We start from the raw sequence: 22,594 nt of genomic DNA on the forward strand, positions 1-22,594 counted from the left end.
CGTGCCTGAACTGCTGTTCCCCCTCGACTCCACGAAGAGGTTCACCGACCAGGAGAAGGTCGGGCACAACCGCTGGCATCCCGACATCCCGCCCGTGGCGACGGTACGGCCCGGACAGTCGTTCCGCGTCCACTGCCGCGAGTGGTTCGACGGCGCGATCCACAACGACGACTCCGCCGAGGACATCCGGGACGCTCCGCTGACCCGGGTCCACGCGCTCAGCGGCCCGTTCGCCGTCGAGGGCGCCGAGCCGGGCGACCTGCTCATGGTCGACATCCTCGACATGGGCCCGATCCCGCAGGAGTCCGGTCCGCTGGCCGGTCAGGGCTGGGGTTACACGGGCATCTTCCCCACCGGCAACGGCGGCGGCTTCCTCACCGAACAGTTCCCCGACGCGTACAAGGCGGTCTGGGACTTCACCGGCCGCAAGGCCACCTCCCGGCACATCCCCGGGGTCTCGTTCACCGGGATCGCCCACCCGGGACTGATGGGCACCGCCCCGTCCGCGTCGCTGCTCGCGACCTGGAACCAGCGGGAGGGGGCGCTGATCGCCACCGCACCCGACCGGGTGCCGCCCCTGGCCCTGCCCCCCGAGCCGCAGGACGCGATCCTCGGCAGCCTCACCGGCGCCGACTTCGACCGGGTGGCCGCGGAGGCGGCGCGAACCGCGCCGCCTCGGGAGAACGGCGGGAACCAGGACATCAAGAACTTCACCGTCGGCAGCCGGGTCTTCTACCCCGTGTACGTGCCGGGAGCCAACCTGTCCCTCGGCGACCTGCACTTCTCCCAGGGCGACGGAGAGATCACCTTCTGCGGCGCCATCGAGATGGGCGGCTTCGTCGACCTGCACGTCGACCTGATCAAGAACGGCATGCAGACGTACGGCGTCGCCGAGAACACGATCTTCATGCCGGGTGACACGCCGCCGCAGTACTCCCAGTGGCTGGCCTTCTCCGGGCTCTCGGTCACCCTCGACGGCGAACAGCGGTACCTCGACTCGCAGCTCGCCTACCAGCGCGCGTGCCTGCACGCCATCGACTACCTGACCCGCTTCGGCTACCAGCCGGAACAGGCGTACCTACTGCTCGGCGCCGCACCGATCGAGGGCCGGCTCTCCGGCGTGGTGGACATCCCCAACTCCTGCGCGACCGTCTACCTGCCCACCGAGATCTTCGACTTCGACATCCGGCCCTCGGCCGCCGGTCCGACCCGGATCGACCCGGGCAAGGGCGCCCCGAAAGCCACCATGCCGTGAGCAGGTGACCCTCGTGCAGAAGTCATCCCTGACCGCACTGGCCCGCGAACAGCTCAAGCTCGCGCACGCCTCCTCCAGCGGCCGCAGCAGCTCCACCGTCTACGGCGGCCACGAGCACAGGCTCCGCCAGACGATGATCGCGCTGACCGCCGGCCAGGCGCTCGGCGAGCACGAGAACCCCGGCGAGGCCACCGTCCACGTGCTGCACGGCCGGGTCCGGCTCGGCGCCGGCGAGACGTCCTGGGACGGCGCACCCGGCGATCTGCTGATCGTGCCGGACCGACGGCACACGCTGGAGGCACTGGAGGACGCCGCGGTGCTGCTCACCGTCGCCAAGCGCTGACGATGCCACGGCGTCCCGGGCGAGTGGCGGCTAGCCGACCAGGGCCTGGGTGCCAAGCACCGTGAGCAGGGCGAGGCGGTCGGCGTCCTCGGTGCCGGGCTCGGCCGTGTAGATCATGATGCGCAGGTCGCTGCCCGCCACGGTGAGCACGTCGCAGTCCAGCGTCAGCGGGCCGACGTTCGGGTGGTCGATGGTCTTGCGGGCGGCCTCGTGGCGGCCGACCGCGCCGGACTTCCACAGTTTCGCAAACCGGTCGCTGCCGGCCCGCAGCTCCGCGATGAGCCGCCGGAGCCGCTGGTCGGCCGGGTAGCAATCCGCCGCCGCGCGCAGGTCGGCGACCAGCGCCATCTCGAACGCTCGCAGTGACTGCGGCGTGTGCCGGGCCCGGGTGCCCGGGCCCAGGAAATGCCGCCAGACCGCGTTGCGCTGGTGACCACGCCACCCGGACGGATCCCCCATCAACGCCGCATATGGCACGTTGGCCACGAGCAGCGTCCAGGACGCGTCGTAGACGGCGACGGGCGTACCGGCCAGCCGGTCCAGCATCCGCTGGACGCTCGGGGTGAGGTGCGCGGGCACCGTCTCCGCGCCCGGCGGCGCCAGCCCGGCCAGCCGGAACAGGTGGGCGCGCTCGGTCGCCGACAGTCGCAGAGCCCGGGCCAGGGCTTCGACCACCTGCCCCGACGGGTGGGACGCGCGGCCCTGTTCGAGCCGGGTGACGTAGTCCACGGAGACCCCGGCCAGCAGCGCCAGCTCTTCCCGACGCAGGCCGGCCGTACGCCGGTGCCCGCCGGCCGGCAGCCCGGCGGCTGCGGGCTGGACCCGGTCGCGCCAGCGGCGCACCGCCTGCCCGAACTCCGTCGCCATGCCCCCAGTGTGCGCCGCCGAGCTGGGGCGTTGCCTGGTACCGGCAGTCCCAGGAAAACCGGACGACTGGGTCACCGCGCCGCCGCGCCGCAGCATGGAGCCATGACCACGACATTGATCACCGGAGCGAACAAGGGACTCGGCTTCGAGACCGCCCGTCGGCTCGTCGCCGCCGGCCACACCGTCTACGTCGGCAGCCGGGACGCCGGACGCGGGCGCCGCGCCGCCGAGCTGCTGGGTGCCCGGGCCGTCCAGCTCGACGTCACCGACGGCGCGTCAGTGGCGGCCGCGGCGCGAGCCGTCGAGGCGGACGGAGGGCTGGACGTCCTGATCAACAACGCGGGCGTCGAGGGCCGGGGCACCGGCAACCGGGTGATCGGCGCCGCGGAGGTGACCGCCGACATGATGCGGGAGACGTTCGAGACGAACGTCTTCGGCACCGTCCGTGTCACAGGCGCGTTCCTGCCGCTGCTGCAGCGCTCGGCGGCCCCGGTCATCGTCAATCTCAGCAGCGGGCTGGCCTCGCTGACGCGGGTCACCGACCCGGTCACCCCGGCGTACGCGTACCCCGGTGTCGCCTACCCGGCCTCGAAGGCCGCGGTCAACATGATCACCGTGCAGTACGCGAAGGCGTTCCCGAACATGCGGATCAACGCGGTCGAGCCCGGTTTCACCAGGACCGACCTGAACGGGAACACCGGGATCCAGACCGTCGAGCAGGGCGCCGAGATCATCGTCCGGATGGCACTGGTCGGCCCCGACGGCCCCACCGGCGGCTACTTCGACGCCGAGGGCCCGCTCCCCTGGTAGACCGGCGGCCGACTGAGGCTGCCGTCAGGTCGCGGCGAGCGCCTTGGTGATGTTCCACTCGGCCAGGTCCAGCATCCACTTCCGGTCCGGGAAGTCGGTGTCCGCGATCCGTAGTGGCCCTTCGATCAAGGACAACGTCTGCGCGTATCGGTAGAGCTCCAGCCGGTGGGGATCGAGATCGACCGGGCGCAGCGCCGGGTACGACTCGCCGAAGCGCATCTGCAGCCAGGCATGATCCCATTCGACATCGAAGTACGTCAGCCCCTCGAAATCGATCATGACGGCCTCGCCGGCCGGCGTGACGAGCACGTGATCCGGGCCGAGTTCACCGTGCACCAGCCCGTACTCCACGCGCGGGGTGACCGCGCTCCTGAGGTGGCGTACGTGGGCGGCGATCCGGTGATGGGCGTCGGCCAGCCGGGCGTCGCGGGCCGCTGCCGCGTCGAGGTGGCCGAGCGCTCGGTCGACGACAACGTCCTCCGTGCGCCGCGTCTGGGACGCCTCACCTCGCGCGACGGCCGCGACCTTGCCGTAGTGCGGTCCGAAGGCGGTGTGCATGCGGCGCAGGGCATCGCCGAGCGCGGACAGCGGCCTGGCGGCGGTGGCCGGATCGTGTTCCAGCACCGCCTCCAGCCGTCGCGCGCCGGCGTCCTCGACGAGCGCGATGTCGGCCTCGAGGTGACGGCCGTCCCGGTCGATCATCATCAGATGCGGGACACGCACACCTGCCGCGGTGAGCGCCGCGTGACCGGCGGCGAAGAGATCCGCGCCCGACGCATCGGTGAACGGGTCGTCCGGGATGGTCGGTGACGGGGGCCAGTAGTTCTCGTCCGCGGCCCACACGTACAGCATCACTGTTGTCCGGTCGTCCAGCCGGAGCCGGTAGACGCCCTTCTTGGTGCCGCCCGTCAGCCGGTCCAGGGCAGCGAGCCGCCGGTCGGAGCCGAACTGGTCCGACACGAGGTCGTGCAGATCGTCCGGCTGCAGGAAGGTCCGCGTCATGGCCGCCTCTCGTCAGATCGAGGCAGCCAGGCTGCCAGGCCGGGGCAGCGGCACACAACCGAGTTGACGCAGCGGACTTCGCGGACCGGCCCGCCCCGGTGCTGACCGTGTTCGCGCTGCTGATGCAGGTCGGCTTCATCGGTGGTGCCACCGAGCAGCCGGCGCTCCCTCAGATGTTGGAGCCGTCCGGCGGCAGCCCGGGCGGTGGCTGCGGGGATCCGCCCCGGCCGGCAGCCGGTGGACAGGACATGCCCAGGGTGTAGGCCGTCATGGACAACGAGCCGTAGGCGTAGCCGTCGACGAGGACCTCGGTGTCGGGGATGTCTCGCCCGGATCGGAGATCGAGTCTGCGGCCTGCCCATTCGGGCGGCTGCCGAGTGACTCCTTGCGATGGAATCATGATCAGGTGACGCCCTTCCACATCGATGTGCCCGAAGCCGTCCTGGACGACCTGCGGGCTCGGCTCTCGCGGACAAGGCTCGCGCCGGCCGCCCCAGGAGAGCCGTGGGCCGCCGGCACCGACCCTGGGTACCTGGCAGATCTGGTGCGGTACTGGCTCGACGGATTCGACTGGCGTGCGGTCGAGCGTGCCATCAATCGGCACCCTCAGTTCGTCACCACGGTCCGGGGCGCGCCGGTCCACTTCGTTCATGTCCGCTCGGCATCGCCCGACGCCACGGCGCTGATCCTGACCCATGGCTGGCCCAGCACGTACACGGAGATGCTGCCCCTGGTGTCCCGGCTCGCAGACTTCGACCTCGTCATACCGAGCCTGCCGGGCTTCGTCTTCTCCGGACCACTCGCCGAGGGCCCGACGACCGAGGCGGCTGTCGCGGACGTGTGGGCTGAGCTGATGACCCGTCTGGGCTACGACCGCTTCGGCGCCTACGGTGGCGACATCGGGTCCGGCGTGTCGACGTGGCTCGGCGCCCGTCACGCAGATCGGGTCATCGGGGTCTTCTCGCAGCACATCAAGTTCCCGCCGGCGGACCGCAGGGGCGACCTCAGCCCAGCCGAGGAGGCGTTCGTCGCCATGCTCGACGCGAAGGCCCAGGATGACTGGGGCTACGGAATCATCCAGGAGACACGGCCCGACACCCTTGCGGCCGCACTGAGCGACTCGCCGTCCGGACTGGCCGCATGGATCATCGAGAAGTACCAGCGCTGGAGCGACTGCGGCGGCCACATCTCGCGCCGGTTCGGCTTCGACGAACTGCTGACCACCGTGATGCTGTACTGGGTCACCAACTGCATCGGCACGTCCTTCCGACCCTACCGTGACGACCACCTGGCCCCACCGCTGCCGATCATCGACGTGCCCGCCGGTATCACGGTCAGCGTGGAGGATGCCGGCCTGCCCCGGTCGTTCGCCGAACGCACCTACGCCAACCTCGCCCACTGGCGCGAGCCCAGCGTCGGCGGCCACTTCTTCGCCCAGGAAGAGCCCGACCTGCTCGCTGCCGACCTGCGCGCCTTCTTCAGCGCGCTGCGGTGATCCAGTAGCTCAACCGGCGGCACCGCCGACCCGGACCGGAACCTGGTGGTGCCAGCTGGCGCGCCGCAGGAGCCGGGTGGCTGCGATCGTCGCCGCCCACGTCGGCCAGCTACGCGCCCGCCGCTCGGAGATGGCGCGCGGGCATGCTGCGGCAGCCGGCGCGGAAACGACCAAAGAGGCCGCCGCCTCCGTCCGCCCGAAGGCAGGTGGAGGCGGCGGCCTCATCGCGTACGGGGTTATCAGGAGCGTCACGCTGAACAGCCCTCTGTCGCTCGTGCCGCCGAAGCTCCTGCGTGGACACATGATCGACCAGACGCAATTTCCGCACTGAGGAGCTTCCTGCTGCCTCGTCCTGTCCAGTTGTCGCGCACGGGCGAAGGACCTGAATCTTGACTAAGGGAACCCGGCCTCGTACAGTGTCCAGACATCCAAAAATTTAAGACTATGTCTCTCAACGGGGGTTGGGTGTTCCATGGCTCGAAAAGAAGGCCGTAGTAGGTCAGTTGGCACCGTAATCGCATTAACCGCTTTGATGCCTGCGGTCGCTTTGATGCCGACGACGCCGTCGTTCGCTGCCGAGATTCCATGCAGCTCAACCTTGTCACCAAGCGAGATCAAGTCGGTCGGCACTTCTTGCCAATTGGCTTCGGACACCGTCGTCCGAGTCGCCGAGGGTCTCGAGGTTGCAGTTCCGGAGCCAGGCATGGTCGCCATCGTGCAGGTTCTGCGGACGCCCGGCTCGACGGGCCCGAGCGCTGCTTCTGTCTATCGGGCGACCGACGGTCAGCTGGCGTTGCAGATCGACGAGACGCCCGCGCTTGGATCCACTGCCACAGCGGGCGCTCTCAAGCGCATCCTCGCCAAACGCGCAGAACCAGCCACCAAGCACCCAGAATCAGCCGGGGCAGCGAAGACTCAGTCATCTGGGCTCGCAGCTGTGCCTGCGTACTGCGGAAGCTCCTACGAATACAACTTCAGCGGCGGCGTATGGCAGCAATCTGTGTTTCCGTGGACCTACAACAGCCGGTCGCAGCCGGCCTCGGACGCGCTTCAAGCCATCAAGTACGGCTTCCAATTCATAACTGACACTTCTTCCGCATGCGGCACGTACTACACGTTCGCCTTCGCCGACTATCGAGGGTCAACCACCCGCTACACGTGGGGAACGAGGGACAACGGAAATGTAGTCGGATGGGCCGGATTTGATCCGGACATCTTGGGAGCCACCTACTCGTGGGTCGACGGCTCCGGCCTCAGGGTGGAGGTCGACATAGCATTCAACAACCGGGTCACGAACTGGTTCACCGGCCTTTCCGGGACTGTCCCTGCGGGGCGTTTCGACCTCATCTCCGTTGCCACGCATGAGGCTGGGCACGGCTTTGGCTTGGCGCACTACACGGGCAGCTCTTATCCGGTGATGTTCCCGACGCTCGGCACGGGAGTGAATAAGCGAGTCAAGCGAAGCGGTGATCTTACCGGGATGGGCACCTTGTACTGACAGGCAAGCCGTAGTACTCCGGCGTCGCTCGACTTCGGCGTTGGGTGTGGCGAGCCATGAGGACGGCCACCGCACGTTCATCGATGGTCTGAGGACCGCCGATGAACGTGCGGTGGCCGTGTGCCACAGTCGGCTACAGATCCCTGCCGGCCGCCGTTGTGGACCACCCGCGAGTTGGTCAGGCTCGGGTGCGCTGCCGCTGCCGGGTCGACACGACCGCGACGACAGCCATCAGGACCGCGACGACCAGGGACGGCAGGGCGTCCGGCCGGCGCAGCAACTCCCCCGTCAACCCGCTGTTGTCCAACTGGTGGAGCGTACCCAGCAGGAGGGTGGGGACGACGGCGATCAGCAGCCGCTGGTCGGCCGTGGCCACCCACAGGAATGCGGCAATCCCGGCGACGACCATGACGGCGACGACGATCCGCGGACCGGCGTCGGCCATGCGGAGGCCGCCCGCGGGGATGAGATGCAGGGCGAGGATGCCGGCGGTGACCAGGACGGCGTTGGCCCGGGGCGCCGGCGGCACGTCCGCCGGGCGCCGCAGCCCCAGCACGATCAGCGGCGCGGCGACGACCGGCGCCCACCACTGCGGCAGGCCGTTGAGGAACAGGTACTGCGAGATCACGGTCGGCACCACCGCCGCGGTCACCGCCAGAACGGCGGCGGTACGGGCGCGGCCCGCGACGAGCGCCACCAGCGCGGCGATCAGCACGATCTCGTGGATGCCCTGATTCCGCAGGACGGTCAGAGGGTCCGAGAGTCCGCCGAACTGGAACGCCTCGACGATGTCGTCCAGGCCGATGAGGACACCCAGCGCCAGCACCGCGAGGGCGCCGAGGTGGATGCCCTGCCAGAACAGCACGGCGGTGGGCCGGGGCGCGGCGCCGCCGCCGTACACCCGCAGGCCGCCCCGGACGAGCGAGGCCGCCTCCCGGGCGCTGGGCCAGCGGCGGGTGGTGGGTTCGTCGCCGATCAGCGTGTCGATCAGCTCGTCGGCGCGTTCGCGGCGGTAGTCGGCGGGGTAGGCCCGCAGCAGCATCCGGTAGCGCTTCTCCAGGACATCGGAACTCATGCTGGTCTGATCCTCGCGGTAGAAGGGTGACGGGCACTTGCCTGCGATTGGACCCGGCGCGGCAGGCGGTCCATGACCACCCGGGCGGCCTGGGCGAGCCGGTCGGCCTCTTCGGTGAGTACGAGACAGCCCTCGTCGGTGAGCCGGTAGTAGCGACGGGCACGCCCGTTGACGATCTCCTCACCATCGGCGGTGACGAGGCCCTCGCCGAGCAGCCGGTCGATCACGGAGTACAGCGATCCGGCGGCGAGGGTCACCCGCCCGTCGGACAGCTCTTTGACCCGCTTGATCACGGCATAGCCGTGGAGCGGCCCGCCGAGCAGAGCGGCGAGGACGAAGTACGACGGTTCCCGTAGCGCGGGACGCGAAGCCGATCCCATGAGCCGAATATACAACCAACTTGAGTATCCGTCCAAGGTGACTGTTCAAAGTGACCCTTGCTCAAATTATCTTAATGATTAAGGTAATTGCATGGGCACATCGACGAACTTCTCGGTGGCGATCGCCGGCGCCGGCCTCTCCGGCCTCTGCCTCGCCCAGTACCTGACGCGCGCCGGCATCGACGTGCACGTCTACGAGCGGGACCCGGGCCCCTTCATCCGGCGGCAGGGTTACCGGATCATTCTCGACCGGTACGGGCTGGAGGCGCTTCGCGAGAGCCTGCCCCGCTCGCTCTACCACCTGGCGCTGGCCACCGGCGACGAGCCCGGCGGTCACCTGCGCTTCACCAACAGCCGGCTGCGGGACGCCTTCACCATCACGTTCAAGGACGAGCCGGGCGCGACCCGCCAGGTCGACCGGCTGACCCTGCGGTCGATCCTGCAGTCCGGGTTGAACGGGCGCATCCACTACGGCAAGGACGCCGTCGCGGTGGAGAGCGGCGGCCCGGCAGGGCTTCGACTGCGGTTCTCCGACGGCGAGGCCGCCGCGGCAACCGTCGTGGTGGGCGCGGACGGCGTCGGCTCGGCCCTGCGACCGCAGCTCATGCCGGACGCGGACCCGGCGAACACCTCGATGGCGGGCATCTACGGCCGCTCTCCCCTGCTGCGCAACGGCGAGAGCGTCATCCCCGACGCACTGCGTACCAGCGGGGTCCTGGCCATCGCCGACCGGCCCGGCAGCGCCTTCTTCTTCACCTCCATGCGGTTCGGCGAGAGCCCGCAGGCGGCGTTCGCACGCCTGGCCCCGGGCAACTACGCGCCCAGCGGCGACGACTACGTCATGTGGGGCCTGCTGCTCCGGCAGGAGGAACTGCCGGCCGACGTCCGCGGGAACCTGCTGGCGCTGTGGAAACTGGCCGACCGATTGAGTACGGACTTCCATCCGCTCATCCGGCGCCTGGTCGACACCGCCGAGCTGGACGCCACGGTGCTCAACCTCTTCGCCACCGGCCGACGGCCGCACCGGTGGGCGGTGCCACGGGCCACGATGATGGGTGACGCCGTACACGTCATGCCACCGTTCGGCGCCCACGGCGGCAACACCGCGCTCCGCGACGCCGCCCTGCTCGGCCGCCGGCTGGTCGAGGCGCGGGCGGGCGCCACCTCGGCGGAGGAGGCGATCGCCGCCTACCAGGACGAGATGACGGACTACGCCTTCCGCGCCGTCGACACCGCCTCCGGGCTGATGCGCCGCCTCACCGGGGGCGCGGCCGCGCCACACTGGGTGCTGACCCGCGTGCTACCTCGGCTGCACCGGGTCACCGTGCCGGAGGCATGATTGCCCGCATGTCCCACGATCCGGCCCGCGCCTCCGCGATCACCGACCTCATGCGCGCCGGGCGGGAGACGTCGCGGCTGTCCATGGTGTTCCGGTACGCCATCGCGGAGCGGCTGGGCCTCGCCGTGAGCGACCTGGAGTGCCTGGACTACCTGGCGGACATCGGCTCCGCCACCGCGGGGCAGATCGCCGAGCGGACCAGCCTCACCACCGGTGCGGTCACCAGCATGCTCCGCCGGCTCCAGCAGGCCGGTTACGTGACGGCCGAGCGCGACCCGGCAGACCGGCGGCGGGTCGTCGTCACCATACGGCCGGAACGGATCGCCGACCTGGAGCGGCCGTACGAGCGTTTCGCCGAGCGGGCGGAACGGCTCGTCGAGGGCTACAGCGCCGAGGAGGTCCGGCTGCTGGTCCGGCACCACGACCGCCTGCAGGCGATGTACCTCGCCGAGTTGGACCACCTCCGCGACGGCGACACCGAGTAGCCCGGCCGTCGCCCGTGACGACGGCGCGCCGATGGGCTCCCTTGGGAAGTCGTCCAACCTGCCGGGGAGCGGCAGTCATCACCTGTGAGGTGGGACGCTCTCCATTTGATTGCCGACGTAGACCTCCACCAACTCCCCCACCGTCCGGGGGAAGATCTCGTCCTCCAACGCGAGGAAGGGATCAAATCCCATCGACTGTTCGAGCCGCGTAACGAGGACGGCGAAGGCGAGACTGTCCAAGCCGCTGTCGGCCAGGCCGCTCTGCAGGCTGACGTCGCCGTCCTCGCCCCCTTCCTCTTTGATCAGCTTGACCACTTCACGAAGAACGATCTCCGCTACACGCTCCCGCTCGAGCACTGCGCCACCTTCCCTACGTGTTTGTCCGTCCACATTTCCGGTCCGGGCCTCATGCGGTGGAGCCGCCGTCCACGGTGATCAGCGTTCCGGTCACACCGGCGGCATCCGGGGAAAGAAGGTAGGTCACTGCGGCGGCCACTTCGTCGAGACGTGCGAACCGGCCGATCGGACTGCGCCCCTTGATGCGCGCCTGGCTCTCCGCCCCCAGGGCGCCGGTCATCTCGGTGTCAAGGAAGCCCGGCGCCACCGCATTGACCGTCACGCCGCGCCGCCCTACGTCGCGGGCCAGCGAACGGGTGAACCCCTCCAAACCCGCTTTCGCCGCCCCGTAGACGGACAGACCGCGGAATCCCGTCGAGGCAACGATCGAGGAGACGTTGACCACGCGTCCCCGGCCCGCTGAGATCATCGAGCGGACAAGATGCTTCGTCAGAACCATCGGCGACACAAGGTCGAGTTGCACTGTTTCCCAGATGGTTCTGTCCTTCACCAGCGGCAGGAGACCGTCGGTGCCGCGAGCGGCGTTGTTCACCAGCGCGTAGGGGGCGCCGTGCGCCTCCACGATTGCGCGTGCCAGGCCAGGCAAGGACTCCAGATCACTCAGGTCGGCACGGACGTGGACATAGCCCGGACCCACCTCCTCCGGCTCGACCTCGCGGCGGGCCAGGCCCACCACCCGGTATCCGTCGCCGCCGAGCCGCCGGGCCACCGCCCGCCCCAGGCCACTGCTGGTTCCGGTCACTACCGCGTACGGACAGTCGCCGCGGGATTCCGCCTCGTTCACGCTCTGCTGACCTTTCCGGTGGGCGACAAGAAGAACTCGGTTACCGCGGTGATCGAGGCGGGAGTATGCGACCGGGGCAGATGGTCGGCGACGAATGACCGCAGGGCCGACTGCAGTTCGTCGGGGTCGAGCCCACTGCCGAGAGGCGAAGGCACAACCCGGGCGGTCAGGATCCAGCCCGTGATCGGGCTGCGCCTGGGCGTCACCACGGCATCATGTACTGCGGGATGCCGCCGGATCAGCTCCTCGACCCGCTCCGGCGAGACCTTGTCCCCTCCGACGTTCACCGTCTGCGACTTCCGGCCGACGAAGTAGACCCGGTCACCGCGAGGCTCGACGAGGTCGCCCGTGCAGACGAATCCGTCCGGCTGCGCCGTGCTGCTTCCCGGCGCCCGGACGAACAGGACGCCGTCGCGGATCTCCAGTGCCACACGGCCGGGAGCCGGCTCGAGAAGATGCCGGGGGAAACCTTCCCTGCCGTCGCTCACCGAGAAGGCGGCACCGGCCTCGGTGGACGCGTAGACATGCGTGACGCGCGCATCGAACCGCCGCCGCAACGCATTGATCAGCGACTGTGTCGCGATCTCACCACCCAGCGTGATCTGTTGCAGCCGGAGGTCGTCACAGGCCCTGCTGCGCAGAATCATCCGCCACATCGTCGGGGTCGCGGACAGTGCGTCGACGCCGGCTCCGGCGAACAGCTGGAGGCGCTCGTCGAGCCCGGCGGCGTGGTGGGCGTCCACCAGGGTGTCGCCGTGGATCGCCTGGAGGACGACCTGGATGCCCGCCATTCGGGTAGGAGAGAACAGGAGACCCCACCGCCGCTGCTCGCGGTCGCCGGGATTCCGCGCCGGGCGTACCGGGCGAATCCGCCGCGTCAGCGAGTCGAGACTGTGGTCGGTCGGGGTGGGCGTCCCCGTCGTGCCTGAGGAGAAGACACGCCAGAGCGTACGCACGTCGGTGCTCGCGTCCCCGGCCGACAGTTCGCCGTGGGATGCGTAGGCGGCAGCTGGGGCATCATCCCCGGCCTCGCGCAGGACCACCGCCTCCGCCGAGCCTACGGTCGGACTCAGGTCACCCACGAACTCGACCCGGGCGGCCCAGCCCTCGAGTGCGACGATGGCTGAGGCGACCAGGCGGGAACTCTGCCCCACCAGGGCCACGGTCGCACCCCGGGGTACGCGACGTCGCAGGCCGAGAACGTCAGCGTGCAGGTCGTGCGAGGTGAGCGGCGGAGACCGGCCGTCGATGACGACCGGACGACCGACGGCAGCGGCCCCCGCTCCGCCGCGCGTCCCGTCATGGTCTGCGACTTCCCCCTCAGGACCGTTCATCCTGCTCCCTCACTGCACCGCGGGCCCGGCGCCCGACCGGGGCGGATCGACCGGAGCGTGAACTCGTAGAAGATCCTGCCGTCTTCGGTGACGCACGGATGAGCCGCGAACATGCCCTCGCGACTCGCGCGACGTAGCACCCGGTTACTGCCGGACCCGCAGCAGAACGCCTTGTACTCGGGCGTGAAGAAGAGGTCGGACAACAGGGCCATGGCCGGGTCGAGAATCTTGACCTCCCCGTCGGCGTCCACGAGCCGTACCCAGGAATGCAGGCCCAGGCGTGCGCCTCCGAAGATGTAACCCGACTCCTGCTCGGCCGCCACACCACGGTCCAGCAGTTCAGACATCAGTACCTGGCACAGCGAGTCGCAGTCGCCGACGCCCCGGTGCCTGGTGCCGGCGACATCGGAGGACAGGGTCATGGGTGTGAAGTGGAAGCGGTACCGCCGCAGCAGGTCGTCCCAGACCTCCCGCACCCTCGGGTCTCGCACCGTGGCGGTGTTCCCGGTCAGTTCGACCCTGCCGCGCCACTCCGCCCTGCCGGCCTGGATCTCTTCATGCTGCCACTGCACGTCCGGTAGGACAGGCGCGCTCCACTCGGACGACGGGCAGTGCTCCGCGCGGGGACACTGGGCCCAGCCGACGATCTCGTAGGCCCGCGCGGAGACCCAGTCCGCGCCGTACGACTTCAGCATCCTCGCGAAGAAGATCATGATCCGCTCCGGACTGCTGCGTCCGGTGCCGCTGAGCAGGCCCACGTTCCACACGTCGCAGTAGTCGTGTCGGCCGTCCTCCTCCACGAGGCCGGCGGCAACCAGTTGCGCCAGTTCCTCGGGCGTACACCGCAAGGTGTCCAGCGCCTCGGCCCTGCTGATCCACACCCGGTGCTCGGGTGGAGTCGGCACGACGTCCCGCAGCCCTCCGACGAGACTCATCCGAGGGCTCCGAGAGACTGGACGACGGAATCGGCGTGGCGGCCGATGTGTTCGCACATCAGTGACCGGAGCTTTCATATCGTGAGAGCCCGTACCGGAAGACGGTCGTCCCGATCCACAGGCAGTAGATGGCGACGACCGGTGTCAGCAGCCCCAGCCAACGAGCCGGCCCGTGCGCGAGGACAGCCGCGGCGGGGAAGAAGCTCATGAACGCATAGGGCAGGACGACGGTAAGGGTGATCCGGACCCCAAGGCCGTAGATGGTGACCGGAAAACGAGCCAGTTCCCCGAAGCTGTGCATGGAGAACGCGAACATGGAGTACGGGGAACGCAACCAGAAGGCGGCGCAGTTCGTGAGGAGGTTGAGCCCGATCTTCACACCGGCCGCCGCAACCACGAGCAGCAGCCCGAGCGCGACGCGACCGACGTTCCAACTGACGTCGACGTGCCGCACCGCGGCGATCAGCAGACCGGTGCCGAGGACGAGATTGCCCAGTCCGTTCATTCCCACCGCGGAGCTGAGCACCTGGAGGACCGGTGGATAGGGCCGCAACAGCATCGCGTCCAGCTGTCCGAAGTTGACAGTCACCGCGAGAGTCCAGGCTCCCTGCGCGACCAGCACGCTCAGCCCTTCCGCGACGACCACGAGCGCGTAGATGAGCACGACTTCCCAGAACTGCCAGCCGTTGATCTCCGGGATGCTCCGGAAGATCGCCCACAGGAAGACCACGCCGACGGCCTGCACGAGAACTGCCGACAGGCTCATGATCCAGAAGTCGGCCTCGTACTGGAGAGTGGCGCGCACCTGGGCACCGAGCAGACGGCGGTAGAGCCACAGCGCTCGTCGTGCTTCAGCCACCATGGACCGTCAGCTTCCGAGCGGCGGCCGACCACATCAACCGCGCCAGCCACCACAGCACGACCGCCCAGGCCGCCTGCACCAGCACGGCGGTCGTCGCGTCGCTGCCGTCCAGTGAGCCGGTGTAGAGCAGCGCCGGGGTCGACGCCATTCCGACGAACGGCAGGTACGTGGCGATGACCCGCATCCACTCGGGCAGGAAGGCCAGCGGTACGAGTGCCCCGGAGAACAGCGTGATCAGGGCGATCCGGGCGGCCTGCACACCCACGTAGTTCTGTGTCCAGAAGACGAGCAGACCGCTCAGGTACACGATTCCGAACCGCAGGGGCAGCACCAGCAAGGCGGACAGGATGAACAGCGGCACGGTGTCCCGGTCCGGCGGCGGCATGCCGCCGAAGATCGCGGCGGCTGCCAGGACGACCACGATCGCCGTGCCGGCTTCGTAGACGGCGAACCCGACGCTCTCGGCCAGGCGCGACCACTGGTAGTCGACCGGCCGAACCAGGTCCATGGCCACGTCGCCCTGCTGGATGCGGTTGGCCATTCGATAGTCGGTATAGCTGGACACCAGCGAACCGACGACGAACGCCACCAGCAGGTACGCCTTCATCTGCGGCCAGTCGAATCCTTGCCGAGGGCCGGCGGCGAGTGCCGAGCGCCACAGGTACAGCATGGACAGGACGCCGAACGCCGAGGCCAGCATGCCGAAGAGGAAGCTCGTCTGATAGGCGAGAAGGCTCTTCAGCGCCATCCGGGCCATGCTCCGATAGGCACGTATCCGGCGTGATCGGGTATCAGCCGGCAACGGCACCGCACCGGCGGTCACGAATGTCATGACACGGTCTCCCGATCGACCCCGCCGCCGGGCTCGGGCCGCAACTGCCCCGCGTACACCTTCCGGACGACCGTCTCGATGGCCGGCTCGTCGATGTGCATGTCGACGATCTCCGCCTCGGCGAGCACTGCCGCCAGCACCTCTCGCGCGCCGAGCGTCATCCGGTCGAAGGTGACCGTGAGCTCGCGGTCGTCCGACCCCGCGCGGACCTGAGCGCCCGGCAGTCGCGCGGCGATCCGATCGACGCCCGCCAAGCCGGCGGCCAGCTCGAAGGACATCGACCGCTCGCGGACATGGGTGTCCTTCACCGACTGCAGGTCACCGTCGTACACCACACGTCCCGCGTCGATGATCACGATGCGCCGGCAGATGTCCTCGATGTCGGCGAGGTCGTGGGTGGTGAGCATGACCGTCGTCCCGTCCGCCACCAGCCGACGCACGAAGGAACGCACCCGGTCCTTCACCGCGATGTCCAAGCCGATCGTCGGCTCGTCCAGGTAGACGATCCGCGGTTCGTGGAGCAGCGCCGCGGCGAGGTCGGCCCGCATGCGTTGCCCCAGCGACAACTTACGGGCGACCACCGGGAGAAGGTCGGCCAAGCCGAGGACGTCGTCGAGGCGGGCCAGTGTCTCCCGGTACCGCGCGGCGCCCAGACCGTGCATGTCCCGCAGCAGTTCGAGCGAGTCACGTACGGGCAGGTCCCACCACAGCTGCGTTCGCTGCCCGAAGACGACGCCGACGCGTCGCGCGTTCTCCACCCTCGCCCGGTACGGCACCAAGCCGTCGACGAGGACCTGTCCAGCGGTCGGGACCAGGATCCCGGAAAGCATCTTCACCGTGGTGGACTTGCCGGCGCCGTTCGGACCGACGTAGGCCACTGCCTCGCCCTGTGCCACAGACAGATCGATGCCGTCCACAGCGACGTGCTCGGAGAATCTACGCTGGAGCAGGTGCCGGAGGGAACCGCGTAGCCCCGGCGCCTTCTCCGGCTTGCGGAAGACCTTACGCAGTCCTGCGACTTGGATCAATGTCACCGGACGAGCATGCACCATTTCCATCGCCGCGCCAACCACCTTGCCCCGCACGGATGCCAGCGATAGCCTTCGACGCAAGCCTCTCTCTGAATCGAATTGTTTTCGGTGTCCTGTTCAACGGAGAAGATGTCACTGCGGGACGGAGAAAAATTGGAAATTCGTTTTCGTGCGCCGTCCGGGCGAACCGCCGATCTGACCTGGGGACAGCAGAGGATGGCGCAACTGATGGCGGATCTCCAGCCGAACAACGCCTCACTCAACCTCAAGTTCGCTCACCGGATCAAGCCGGGTCTGAAAGCCGACGAGGTCGCGTCCGCCATCAGAGGAATGGTCGAGGCCTGCGAGTCCGCGCGAACCCTGTTCGAGCCGGACGCGCCCTCCGCACAGCAAAGGGTCACAACCGAGGGAGTCCTGCACGTCGCGGTGATCACCGCCGTGACAGCCACCTTCACATCGGCTCTCGAATCGGCAGCCGAGCTGGCGGGCACCCCGTTCGGGGCCGACGACCTCCCCGTTCGCGTGGGCATCCTGACCGATCGGAGTGGCCCGGCCTTCGTCCTGCTGGCCATCAACCATCTCGCGTCGGACTACCTCGGCGCTCACTGGATGACCTGGCACCTCCGCCACGTCCTCCAGGCTGACTTCTCCGACGGCGAGCCGTCGGCGATCCACCCCGTCGATGTCAGCCACTGGGAGAGCAGTGAGGCCGGCCGGCGGGAAGGGGCCCGTGCGCTGCTCCGGCACGAACGGAGCCTTGCACGCATGCCTCAGAGCATGCTGCCCCGGCTCCCGGTCGAGCCGTTGCATCCCCGCTATCGGTACGTGGTGATGCAGACGTCAGCCGGCGCGTGGTGCCTGAGTCACCTGGCCAAGCGGCACGGGGTCAGCGAGACGGCGGTCGGCCACGCGGCCCTCTCCCTCGTGCTGGCCCACGTCAGCGGGCTGAGCCGGGCTCACCTCCAGGTGTGCGTCAGCAACCGGGCCGGTCGGGACACGGCTGCCGTGGTGGGTTGCCTCACCCAGGACGTTCCCACCTGCGTGGCGATCGACGACGCCGACTTCGACGCGCTGCTGCGGCGATCCGCCGGCGCCATCCACCACGCGACACTGACCGGGCGCTTCCCGCACCGAGGCCTGATGGAGGTGCGCGAGCGCGTCGAGAAGCGACGCGGCTTCCCGCTGGATCTCTCCTACTGGCTCAACAGCCGACTGTTCGTGCCGCTCCCCGCGGAGGCACCGAACGCCGCGCGGATACGGGAGGAAGCGGCCAGGACCTCCGTCCGGTGGCTGGGCGGCGACCAGTGCAGCACGAGCACCCTCTTCTGCTACCTGGACCGCCGCGACGACATACTCGAAGTGCTGATGCTCGTCGACACCGCCTATGTCGCTCCCGCCGAGGCGGAGCAGTGGTTGCGTGCGTTCGAGTCGATTCTCGTCACCGCGGTCCTGCGACCGGAGCTCAGCGCGGACGCTCTCGTCGCGGAGACCGGCGTCGTGTCGTTCCGCACGACGGACGACTGGGTCAAGATCGACCACAGCTGGATCCACCTACCCACCACGGCGGCACGCCTGCATGCGGCGCTTCCGGGCATGACCCTACGACTTGCGGTTGAGACTCCCGGTGGTGAGGCTTCCCTGGTGGCGATGGTGGCCAGTCCTCGGAGCGGCCGCGAGACCAGCGCTCCTTCCGACACCGTTGTCGTCGAGGCGCTTCGTGGCTGCCGGGTCGGCATGCGCCCGCACCGGTTCGTCTCGAGGGCAGGGGATGTACAGGACTGATCAGCGACGTGGACCGCCTCGCGGCCCGGGTGCCCGGGCACGCGAGGACAGCAGGCCGCAGTCGCTCTCGAACCGGTCGGCGGCGCCCAGGTCGCCATGGCCCTCTCACTCCCGGAAGTTACGGAAAGGCACCGAGAATCCCGGCGCGGCAGTGATGCGGTTCCGCAGCTGCGCACGCGACACCGGGTCGCACGGCATGCCACCCGCGACCGCGTAGGTGACCCCCTGCCCTACACCACAGCGAGACCGACCGCCAAGCAGGGAAAAGAGCGTCGACGCATTGAATCCGAGAAATTTCCGGGTGCCGCGGGGCACCTGTGCAAGCGGTCAGAAGCTACAGTTGCACATGCCGCGGGCCGCCAGAGCACTCAGGATCGGCCCACTACCAGCGGCATCACCGGAGCCCGAAATTTCCGACAAGTTGTTCTCTGACTTATCGGACCGGTTCCACTCACGAGAGGCGACGACTGAGCCCAAGAAGAGCCGGTCAGCGAGGCATCAGCAGCTGTTCACGGGGAGGACAGGTTGATCGACGCCAACGATCCGCTGCAGGTTGTGGAGAGCTGGACCGAAGGAAGCCAGCAGGAGGCCGTATCGGTACCGATCCGGTCCCTCCTGCCCGGTCAGGGCCCCCGCCGGCACGGGGTCGACGAGACGCACGTACAGCTGTTGGCCCAGTCCGAACTCCAGCACCCGCCGATCCTGGTGCAGCGCAGCACCATGCGCGTCATCGACGGGATGCATCGTCTGCAGGCGGCACTGCTCCGTGGTGCGGACTCGATTCACGCGCTGATGCTCGACGACGACGACCAGATGGCCTTCCTGCGCAGCGTCACGAGCAACATCAAGCACGGCCTGCCGCTGACCCTGGCCGACCGCCGGGCGGCGGCCGAACGTCTGCTGGAGATGTTCGCGCATTGGTCGGACCGGTCACTCGGCCGCGCCACCGGGCTGTCGGCCAAGACGATCAGCACATTGAGGCAACGCAGCGGCCAGCCGATGCCGGCCGAGCGGACCGGCCGGGACGGACGGGTCCGGCCGACAGACGCCGACGCCGGCCGGAAAGCTGTCGTCGCGCTCCTGGCCGAACGACCTGATGCTTCGCTGCGGGAAATCGCCCGGTTGGCCGGCGTCTCACCGAACACGGTCCGCACCATACGCCGCAAACAGAACGACGGTGCGGCGGGTTCACCGTCGCCGGCACGGGCACTGTCCGCGGTCAAGGAGCCGCCCGGCACGCCCGAGCCGAGCCGGGACGTCACCGCGTTGGCGCTGGAGAACCTCGCCAAGGATCCGTCCGTGCGCTACACCGAGGCCGGGCGCACCCTGCTGCGCATGCTGCATCAACAACTCAGCCTCGTCTCCGACCACGACATCATCAACGCTCTTCCACCGCACTGCCTCCCGCTGGTGGCCCGCCTCAGTCGCGGACTGTCGCAGCAGTGGGAGCAACTCTCCGCGCGAGCGGCGATCCGCGTCCAGACCGAGGTGGGTTGAGCGGCCAAACCCGCCGACCGTCCACACGCCGCGATCGTCCGCCCCACCGCACCTCAGCCTTGGCACTTCTTCGGCCACCGCCCGGCGCCGGGCGGTGGCCGGACGCTCGCTCGTCGCGTCGACGTCGAGGCGCAAATATGTCCGGAAGAGCCAGGACTCCGCCCGCCGCAGCTGCACTCATTGACATAGCTAAATAGCCCTGTAATGCTTTTTGCATGATGACAACCACCGCGCAGGAAATGTCCGCGCAAAACGCAGAGGTCTCCCTCAACGAGACCGCCGAGGAATCGTCCATCGACAACATCGAGGGTCTCTTCGAGGAGGTCGACCTCTTCTCGACGGCCCTCATCCAGGGCGGCTGCACCGGCGGCTTCACGTCCCTGTGATCCAACTGTCGCGTGCTAACCGGCCGTCTTTCGGCCGGTTAGCACGCGCTTTCCTGTCATCGGGCAGCCGTATCCGGGAACGCCGACAGGATGTCAATCATTCAGGTTGTCCAGAAAGTCAACCGGTCGGAGCGTACAAGAGATAGGACCCTGCTTTGGAGACGCTAGCTGAGGCTGCCGCAGAAAACGGCACCGACGCCCGTTCCGCAACGTATCGCGCGCACCCTCTTGTGCGCATCGAGCCGGCGGCCAGTGACCTGTGGCTCATCAGCCGAGACGACAGGTTGAACGGACACAAGGTTCCCGCGTCGGCTGCGGGTCTGCTCGTTGCCGCCTTCGCTCCGGGAACCATCTATTCCCTGTCGGAGCCGATCATGACGGCGATCGGCTCCGTGCGCAGGGCCGAGCTGATCGCCGAGTGGCTGGTCGCCCACGAGTACCTGGTGCGCGATGACGACGCCGAGGCGATCAAGACGCGGCGGTGGCTGGAGTCGTGGGCCGAGAATGGATGGCGGGCCGCCTCCCACTATCACGCGCGTACTTACGGATACCCCTTCGAGTTCTACGAGGCTGACGGCAACTCCGCGGAGGACGTACGCCGGATGGTCGCGTACAACGCGCAGCAGCCCGACGTCGATCGGGCCCGGCCCCGGCTGCACGACCAGGAGAAGGTGTACGCACTGCCGGACCCCGCCCCGGAGTTGTTCCCCGCGACCGCTTCGGCGGCGACGAACCTTGCGGTAGCGGCGCAGCCGCTGGACTACGACCGCCTTGCGTCGCTGCTCTCCCTGCTGACCCGACCGATTCGTCAGGCCAGGATGCCGTTCGCGGAATCGGCCAACCTGCTGCGGAAGACGAGCCCTTCCGGCGGTAGTCGTCATCCGACGGAGTTCTCCGTCGTCACGCATGCCGTCGACGGGATCGACGACGGTGTCTACCAAGTCGCGACCGTCGACGGTGCGCTGGACCGCATGGATCACCTCGACGCCTCGTCACGCGACCTGGCGGACCTGTCGGGTATCGCCGACGACAACCGCCCCTACGCACTCATATTCTTCAACTCCTATTTCGCCCGGAACCGCTACCGCTACCGGGAACCAAGGACCTTCCGGACGGTGCACATGGATGTGGGCCACCTCATGGGTACTGCCGAGTACCTGAGCCGCGCGAACGGTTGGGCGGTCCGGCATGCCCAGCACCTCGACGGCAAAAAGGTCGCGGACGCGCTCGGCACCGACCACCGCGTCGAGGCGACAATCGCAGCGACTCTCGTACACGCAGCCGATCAGCCTGCAGAAAGCCGGGATTGATGTCCACGACATGGTCGCCACTCCTCGTCATCCGACCCGACCGTGACGCCGCCGTTCTCGAAGACTCCCAGTCGGCGCAGTCGGTCCGCTTCGACGCCGCCGAACTCGCCCGGAAACTCGTGTCGGACGCCCCCGAGGTCGGGGCCCGCGAACTGTCTCCGTCGGACGACCTCGATTCGATCTCGACCGATTGGGTCACGAACGGGTGGCGTCCGAGCCTCGACTACTTCAACTGGTCCGAGCAGATCTCGGAGAGCAGGCGGGAGGCCCGGTATCCGGCACGCGGCAGTCAGGCTCAGCCGACGCGTCCAGCGACGTCGACGCCGCAGTGGAACTGGGCAGAAGAAGGCACTACGGCCGGCACCGGCGGGGTCAGCGTCGGTGAACTGCTGGTACGACGACGCACGGCCCGCCAATTCGAGCCGGAGCCCTTGTCGCGGGAGACGGTCGCCGCCATCTTCCGCTGCTTCTCCGCGCTCATGGCACCCTTCGAGCCGTCCGGCTCGCTGGCAGGCGTGCGTATGGCCGCCGTCGTGTACGCGATCAACGGCGTCGATTCGGGCATCTGGGCTCTCGACCTCGCCGGCGAGCGAGCCGATCAGCTGACCTCCGGCAGCTTCCGCCAGGAGATGGCCGATCTGATGTGCGGCATGCAGGCACCCATGACGGCAAGTGCCACGATCGTGCTGATCGTCGACTTCCCCCGCCGCCAGGAAATGTTCCCCTACGAGAGGGCCTTGCGCGAACTGTACGTCGAGGTAGGTCGAGTCGCGCAGAAATTCATCATCGCGGCGGAGTCGTACGACTGCGGCGCGCTGATCACCCCGGCGACAAATGACAACGTGCTGGCGGAGTTGCTCGGGCTCTCGGATGACGAGGCACCGGTCTACACCATCACCTTCGGTCGGAAGACCAGCAGGAAAGGCTGACCCACA

The 22,594-nt window shown here is 68.6% G+C and carries 24 protein-coding genes; 13 read left to right on the forward strand and 11 right to left on the reverse strand.

Annotation, left to right across the window (positions count from 1 at the left end; genetic code table 11):
• Position 1 precedes the first annotated feature (1 nt).
• Complete coding sequence (fmdA, locus tag O7542_RS16690; RefSeq protein WP_043325299.1) at positions 2-1,255, forward strand: formamidase; 1,254 nt, start codon at positions 2-4, stop codon at positions 1,253-1,255.
• Positions 1,256-1,268: 13 nt separating this feature from the next.
• Positions 1,269-1,598: a cupin domain-containing protein gene (locus tag O7542_RS16695; protein WP_274477883.1), complete on the forward strand. Its 330-nt coding sequence runs from the start codon at positions 1,269-1,271 to the stop codon at positions 1,596-1,598.
• A gap of 30 nt (positions 1,599-1,628) precedes the next feature.
• Here O7542_RS16695 and O7542_RS16700 read toward each other — a convergent pair whose 3' ends face one another.
• Complete coding sequence (locus O7542_RS16700) at positions 1,629-2,465, reverse strand: helix-turn-helix transcriptional regulator (protein ID WP_104114707.1); 837 nt, start codon at positions 2,463-2,465, stop codon at positions 1,629-1,631.
• A gap of 102 nt (positions 2,466-2,567) precedes the next feature.
• Between O7542_RS16700 and O7542_RS16705 the strand changes: the two genes are divergently transcribed.
• Positions 2,568-3,275, forward strand: coding sequence for an SDR family NAD(P)-dependent oxidoreductase (locus tag O7542_RS16705; protein ID WP_104114708.1), 708 nt, complete (start codon positions 2,568-2,570; stop codon positions 3,273-3,275).
• Between the two features lie 24 nt (positions 3,276-3,299).
• On the opposite strand, the gene O7542_RS16710 is transcribed toward O7542_RS16705, so the two are convergent.
• Positions 3,300-4,277: a phosphotransferase gene (locus tag O7542_RS16710; RefSeq protein ID WP_281604845.1), complete on the reverse strand. Its 978-nt coding sequence runs from the start codon at positions 4,275-4,277 to the stop codon at positions 3,300-3,302.
• Positions 4,278-4,683: 406 nt separating this feature from the next.
• Here O7542_RS16710 and O7542_RS16715 point away from each other — a divergent pair, with 406 nt between their 5' ends.
• The 3 genes from O7542_RS16715 (at position 4,684) to O7542_RS16725 (ending at position 7,270) form a co-directional block, all read left to right on the forward strand.
• Complete coding sequence (locus O7542_RS16715; RefSeq protein ID WP_281604846.1) at positions 4,684-5,772, forward strand: epoxide hydrolase family protein; 1,089 nt, start codon at positions 4,684-4,686, stop codon at positions 5,770-5,772.
• A 76-nt stretch (positions 5,773-5,848) separates the two neighbouring features.
• Entirely contained in the window at positions 5,849-6,103 is a 255-nt protein-coding gene (locus O7542_RS16720) for a hypothetical protein (RefSeq protein WP_281604847.1), read from the forward strand.
• A 219-nt stretch (positions 6,104-6,322) separates the two neighbouring features.
• Positions 6,323-7,270: a matrixin family metalloprotease gene (locus O7542_RS16725; protein ID WP_124778781.1), complete on the forward strand. Its 948-nt coding sequence runs from the start codon at positions 6,323-6,325 to the stop codon at positions 7,268-7,270.
• A gap of 178 nt (positions 7,271-7,448) precedes the next feature.
• Here the strand turns inward: O7542_RS16725 and O7542_RS16730 are convergent, their stop codons facing one another.
• Positions 7,449-8,345, reverse strand: coding sequence for a hypothetical protein (locus O7542_RS16730; RefSeq protein ID WP_281604848.1), 897 nt, complete (start codon positions 8,343-8,345; stop codon positions 7,449-7,451).
• Positions 8,342-8,725: a PadR family transcriptional regulator gene (locus tag O7542_RS16735; protein ID WP_043325311.1), complete on the reverse strand. Its 384-nt coding sequence runs from the start codon at positions 8,723-8,725 to the stop codon at positions 8,342-8,344. The genes O7542_RS16730 and O7542_RS16735 overlap by 4 nt, the downstream gene beginning before the upstream one ends.
• 91 nt (positions 8,726-8,816) lie before the next feature.
• Between O7542_RS16735 and O7542_RS16740 the strand changes: the two genes are divergently transcribed.
• Both O7542_RS16740 and O7542_RS16745 read left to right on the forward strand, forming a co-directional pair.
• The gene (locus O7542_RS16740) at positions 8,817-10,064 is read left to right on the forward strand and encodes an NAD(P)/FAD-dependent oxidoreductase (protein WP_187692320.1); all 1,248 of its coding nucleotides are present in this window, start codon (positions 8,817-8,819) and stop codon (positions 10,062-10,064) included.
• A gap of 8 nt (positions 10,065-10,072) precedes the next feature.
• Positions 10,073-10,549: a MarR family transcriptional regulator gene (locus O7542_RS16745; protein WP_231915556.1), complete on the forward strand. Its 477-nt coding sequence runs from the start codon at positions 10,073-10,075 to the stop codon at positions 10,547-10,549.
• Positions 10,550-10,627: 78 nt separating this feature from the next.
• Here O7542_RS16745 and O7542_RS16750 read toward each other — a convergent pair whose 3' ends face one another.
• The 7 genes from O7542_RS16750 to O7542_RS16780 all read right to left on the reverse strand — a co-directional run bounded on the left by O7542_RS16750 (position 10,628) and on the right by O7542_RS16780 (position 16,738).
• On the reverse strand, positions 10,628-10,906 hold the full coding sequence (locus tag O7542_RS16750) for a phosphopantetheine-binding protein (RefSeq protein WP_158559989.1): 279 nt from the start codon (positions 10,904-10,906) through the stop codon (positions 10,628-10,630).
• Between the two features lie 49 nt (positions 10,907-10,955).
• Positions 10,956-11,690 carry an SDR family oxidoreductase gene (locus O7542_RS16755; RefSeq protein WP_281604849.1) on the reverse strand — a complete coding sequence of 245 codons (735 nt, stop codon included), beginning with the start codon at positions 11,688-11,690 and terminating at the stop codon, positions 10,956-10,958.
• Positions 11,687-12,853, reverse strand: coding sequence for an AMP-binding protein (locus O7542_RS16760; protein WP_281604850.1), 1,167 nt, complete (start codon positions 12,851-12,853; stop codon positions 11,687-11,689). Before O7542_RS16760 ends, O7542_RS16755 begins: the two co-directional genes overlap by 4 nt.
• A 167-nt stretch (positions 12,854-13,020) precedes the next feature.
• Positions 13,021-13,959: a hypothetical protein gene (locus O7542_RS16765; protein WP_069087890.1), complete on the reverse strand. Its 939-nt coding sequence runs from the start codon at positions 13,957-13,959 to the stop codon at positions 13,021-13,023.
• A 58-nt stretch (positions 13,960-14,017) separates the two neighbouring features.
• A complete protein-coding gene (locus O7542_RS16770; protein ID WP_064447346.1) occupies positions 14,018-14,821 on the reverse strand; it encodes an ABC-2 family transporter protein in 804 nt (267 codons plus the stop codon).
• Positions 14,811-15,569 (reverse strand): ABC-2 family transporter protein, encoded by a 759-nt coding sequence (locus tag O7542_RS16775; protein WP_281604851.1) that lies wholly within the window; start codon positions 15,567-15,569, stop codon positions 14,811-14,813. Before O7542_RS16775 ends, O7542_RS16770 begins: the two co-directional genes overlap by 11 nt.
• Before the next feature lie 80 nt (positions 15,570-15,649).
• On the reverse strand, positions 15,650-16,738 hold the full coding sequence (locus tag O7542_RS16780) for an ATP-binding cassette domain-containing protein (protein WP_280841839.1): 1,089 nt from the start codon (positions 16,736-16,738) through the stop codon (positions 15,650-15,652).
• 75 nt (positions 16,739-16,813) lie between these two features.
• On the opposite strand from O7542_RS16780, the gene O7542_RS16785 reads away from it, so the two are divergent.
• From O7542_RS16785 to O7542_RS16805, 5 genes are all read left to right on the forward strand, one after another.
• Positions 16,814-18,466 (forward strand): condensation domain-containing protein, encoded by a 1,653-nt coding sequence (locus tag O7542_RS16785; RefSeq protein ID WP_281604852.1) that lies wholly within the window; start codon positions 16,814-16,816, stop codon positions 18,464-18,466.
• A gap of 525 nt (positions 18,467-18,991) precedes the next feature.
• On the forward strand, positions 18,992-19,963 hold the full coding sequence (locus tag O7542_RS16790; protein ID WP_281604853.1) for a ParB/RepB/Spo0J family partition protein: 972 nt from the start codon (positions 18,992-18,994) through the stop codon (positions 19,961-19,963).
• A 215-nt stretch (positions 19,964-20,178) separates the two neighbouring features.
• Positions 20,179-20,349, forward strand: coding sequence for a hypothetical protein (locus O7542_RS16795; protein WP_157539106.1), 171 nt, complete (start codon positions 20,179-20,181; stop codon positions 20,347-20,349).
• Positions 20,350-20,504: 155 nt separating this feature from the next.
• Entirely contained in the window at positions 20,505-21,659 is a 1,155-nt protein-coding gene (locus tag O7542_RS16800; protein WP_281604854.1) for a hypothetical protein, read from the forward strand.
• Positions 21,659-22,588: a nitroreductase family protein gene (locus O7542_RS16805; protein ID WP_064447342.1), complete on the forward strand. Its 930-nt coding sequence runs from the start codon at positions 21,659-21,661 to the stop codon at positions 22,586-22,588. The genes O7542_RS16800 and O7542_RS16805 overlap by 1 nt, the downstream gene beginning before the upstream one ends.
• Positions 22,589-22,594 lie beyond the last annotated feature (6 nt).

Origin of the sequence: Micromonospora sp. WMMC264, assembly GCF_027497275.1 — a bacterium.
Taxonomy (GTDB): Bacteria; Actinomycetota; Actinomycetes; order Mycobacteriales; family Micromonosporaceae; genus Micromonospora; species Micromonospora chalcea.

Coding starts and splice junctions, on each gene's coding strand:
- O7542_RS16765 (WP_069087890.1), bottom strand. CDS start 13,959: ATGAGTCTCGTCGGAGGGCTGCGGGACGTCGTGCCGACTCCACCCGAG.
- O7542_RS16740 (WP_187692320.1), top strand. CDS start 8,817: ATGGGCACATCGACGAACTTCTCGGTGGCGATCGCCGGCGCCGGCCTC.
- O7542_RS16705 (WP_104114708.1), top strand. CDS start 2,568: ATGACCACGACATTGATCACCGGAGCGAACAAGGGACTCGGCTTCGAG.
- O7542_RS16770 (WP_064447346.1), bottom strand. CDS start 14,821: ATGGTGGCTGAAGCACGACGAGCGCTGTGGCTCTACCGCCGTCTGCTC.
- O7542_RS16775 (WP_281604851.1), bottom strand. CDS start 15,569: ATGGCGCTGAAGAGCCTTCTCGCCTATCAGACGAGCTTCCTCTTCGGC.
- O7542_RS16745 (WP_231915556.1), top strand. CDS start 10,073: ATGTCCCACGATCCGGCCCGCGCCTCCGCGATCACCGACCTCATGCGC.
- O7542_RS16730 (WP_281604848.1), bottom strand. CDS start 8,345: ATGAGTTCCGATGTCCTGGAGAAGCGCTACCGGATGCTGCTGCGGGCC.
- O7542_RS16710 (WP_281604845.1), bottom strand. CDS start 4,277: ATGACGCGGACCTTCCTGCAGCCGGACGATCTGCACGACCTCGTGTCG.
- O7542_RS16785 (WP_281604852.1), top strand. CDS start 16,814: ATGTCACTGCGGGACGGAGAAAAATTGGAAATTCGTTTTCGTGCGCCG.
- O7542_RS16700 (WP_104114707.1), bottom strand. CDS start 2,465: ATGGCGACGGAGTTCGGGCAGGCGGTGCGCCGCTGGCGCGACCGGGTC.
- O7542_RS16735 (WP_043325311.1), bottom strand. CDS start 8,725: ATGGGATCGGCTTCGCGTCCCGCGCTACGGGAACCGTCGTACTTCGTC.
- O7542_RS16795 (WP_157539106.1), top strand. CDS start 20,179: ATGATGACAACCACCGCGCAGGAAATGTCCGCGCAAAACGCAGAGGTC.
- O7542_RS16725 (WP_124778781.1), top strand. CDS start 6,323: ATGCCGACGACGCCGTCGTTCGCTGCCGAGATTCCATGCAGCTCAACC.
- O7542_RS16805 (WP_064447342.1), top strand. CDS start 21,659: ATGTCCACGACATGGTCGCCACTCCTCGTCATCCGACCCGACCGTGAC.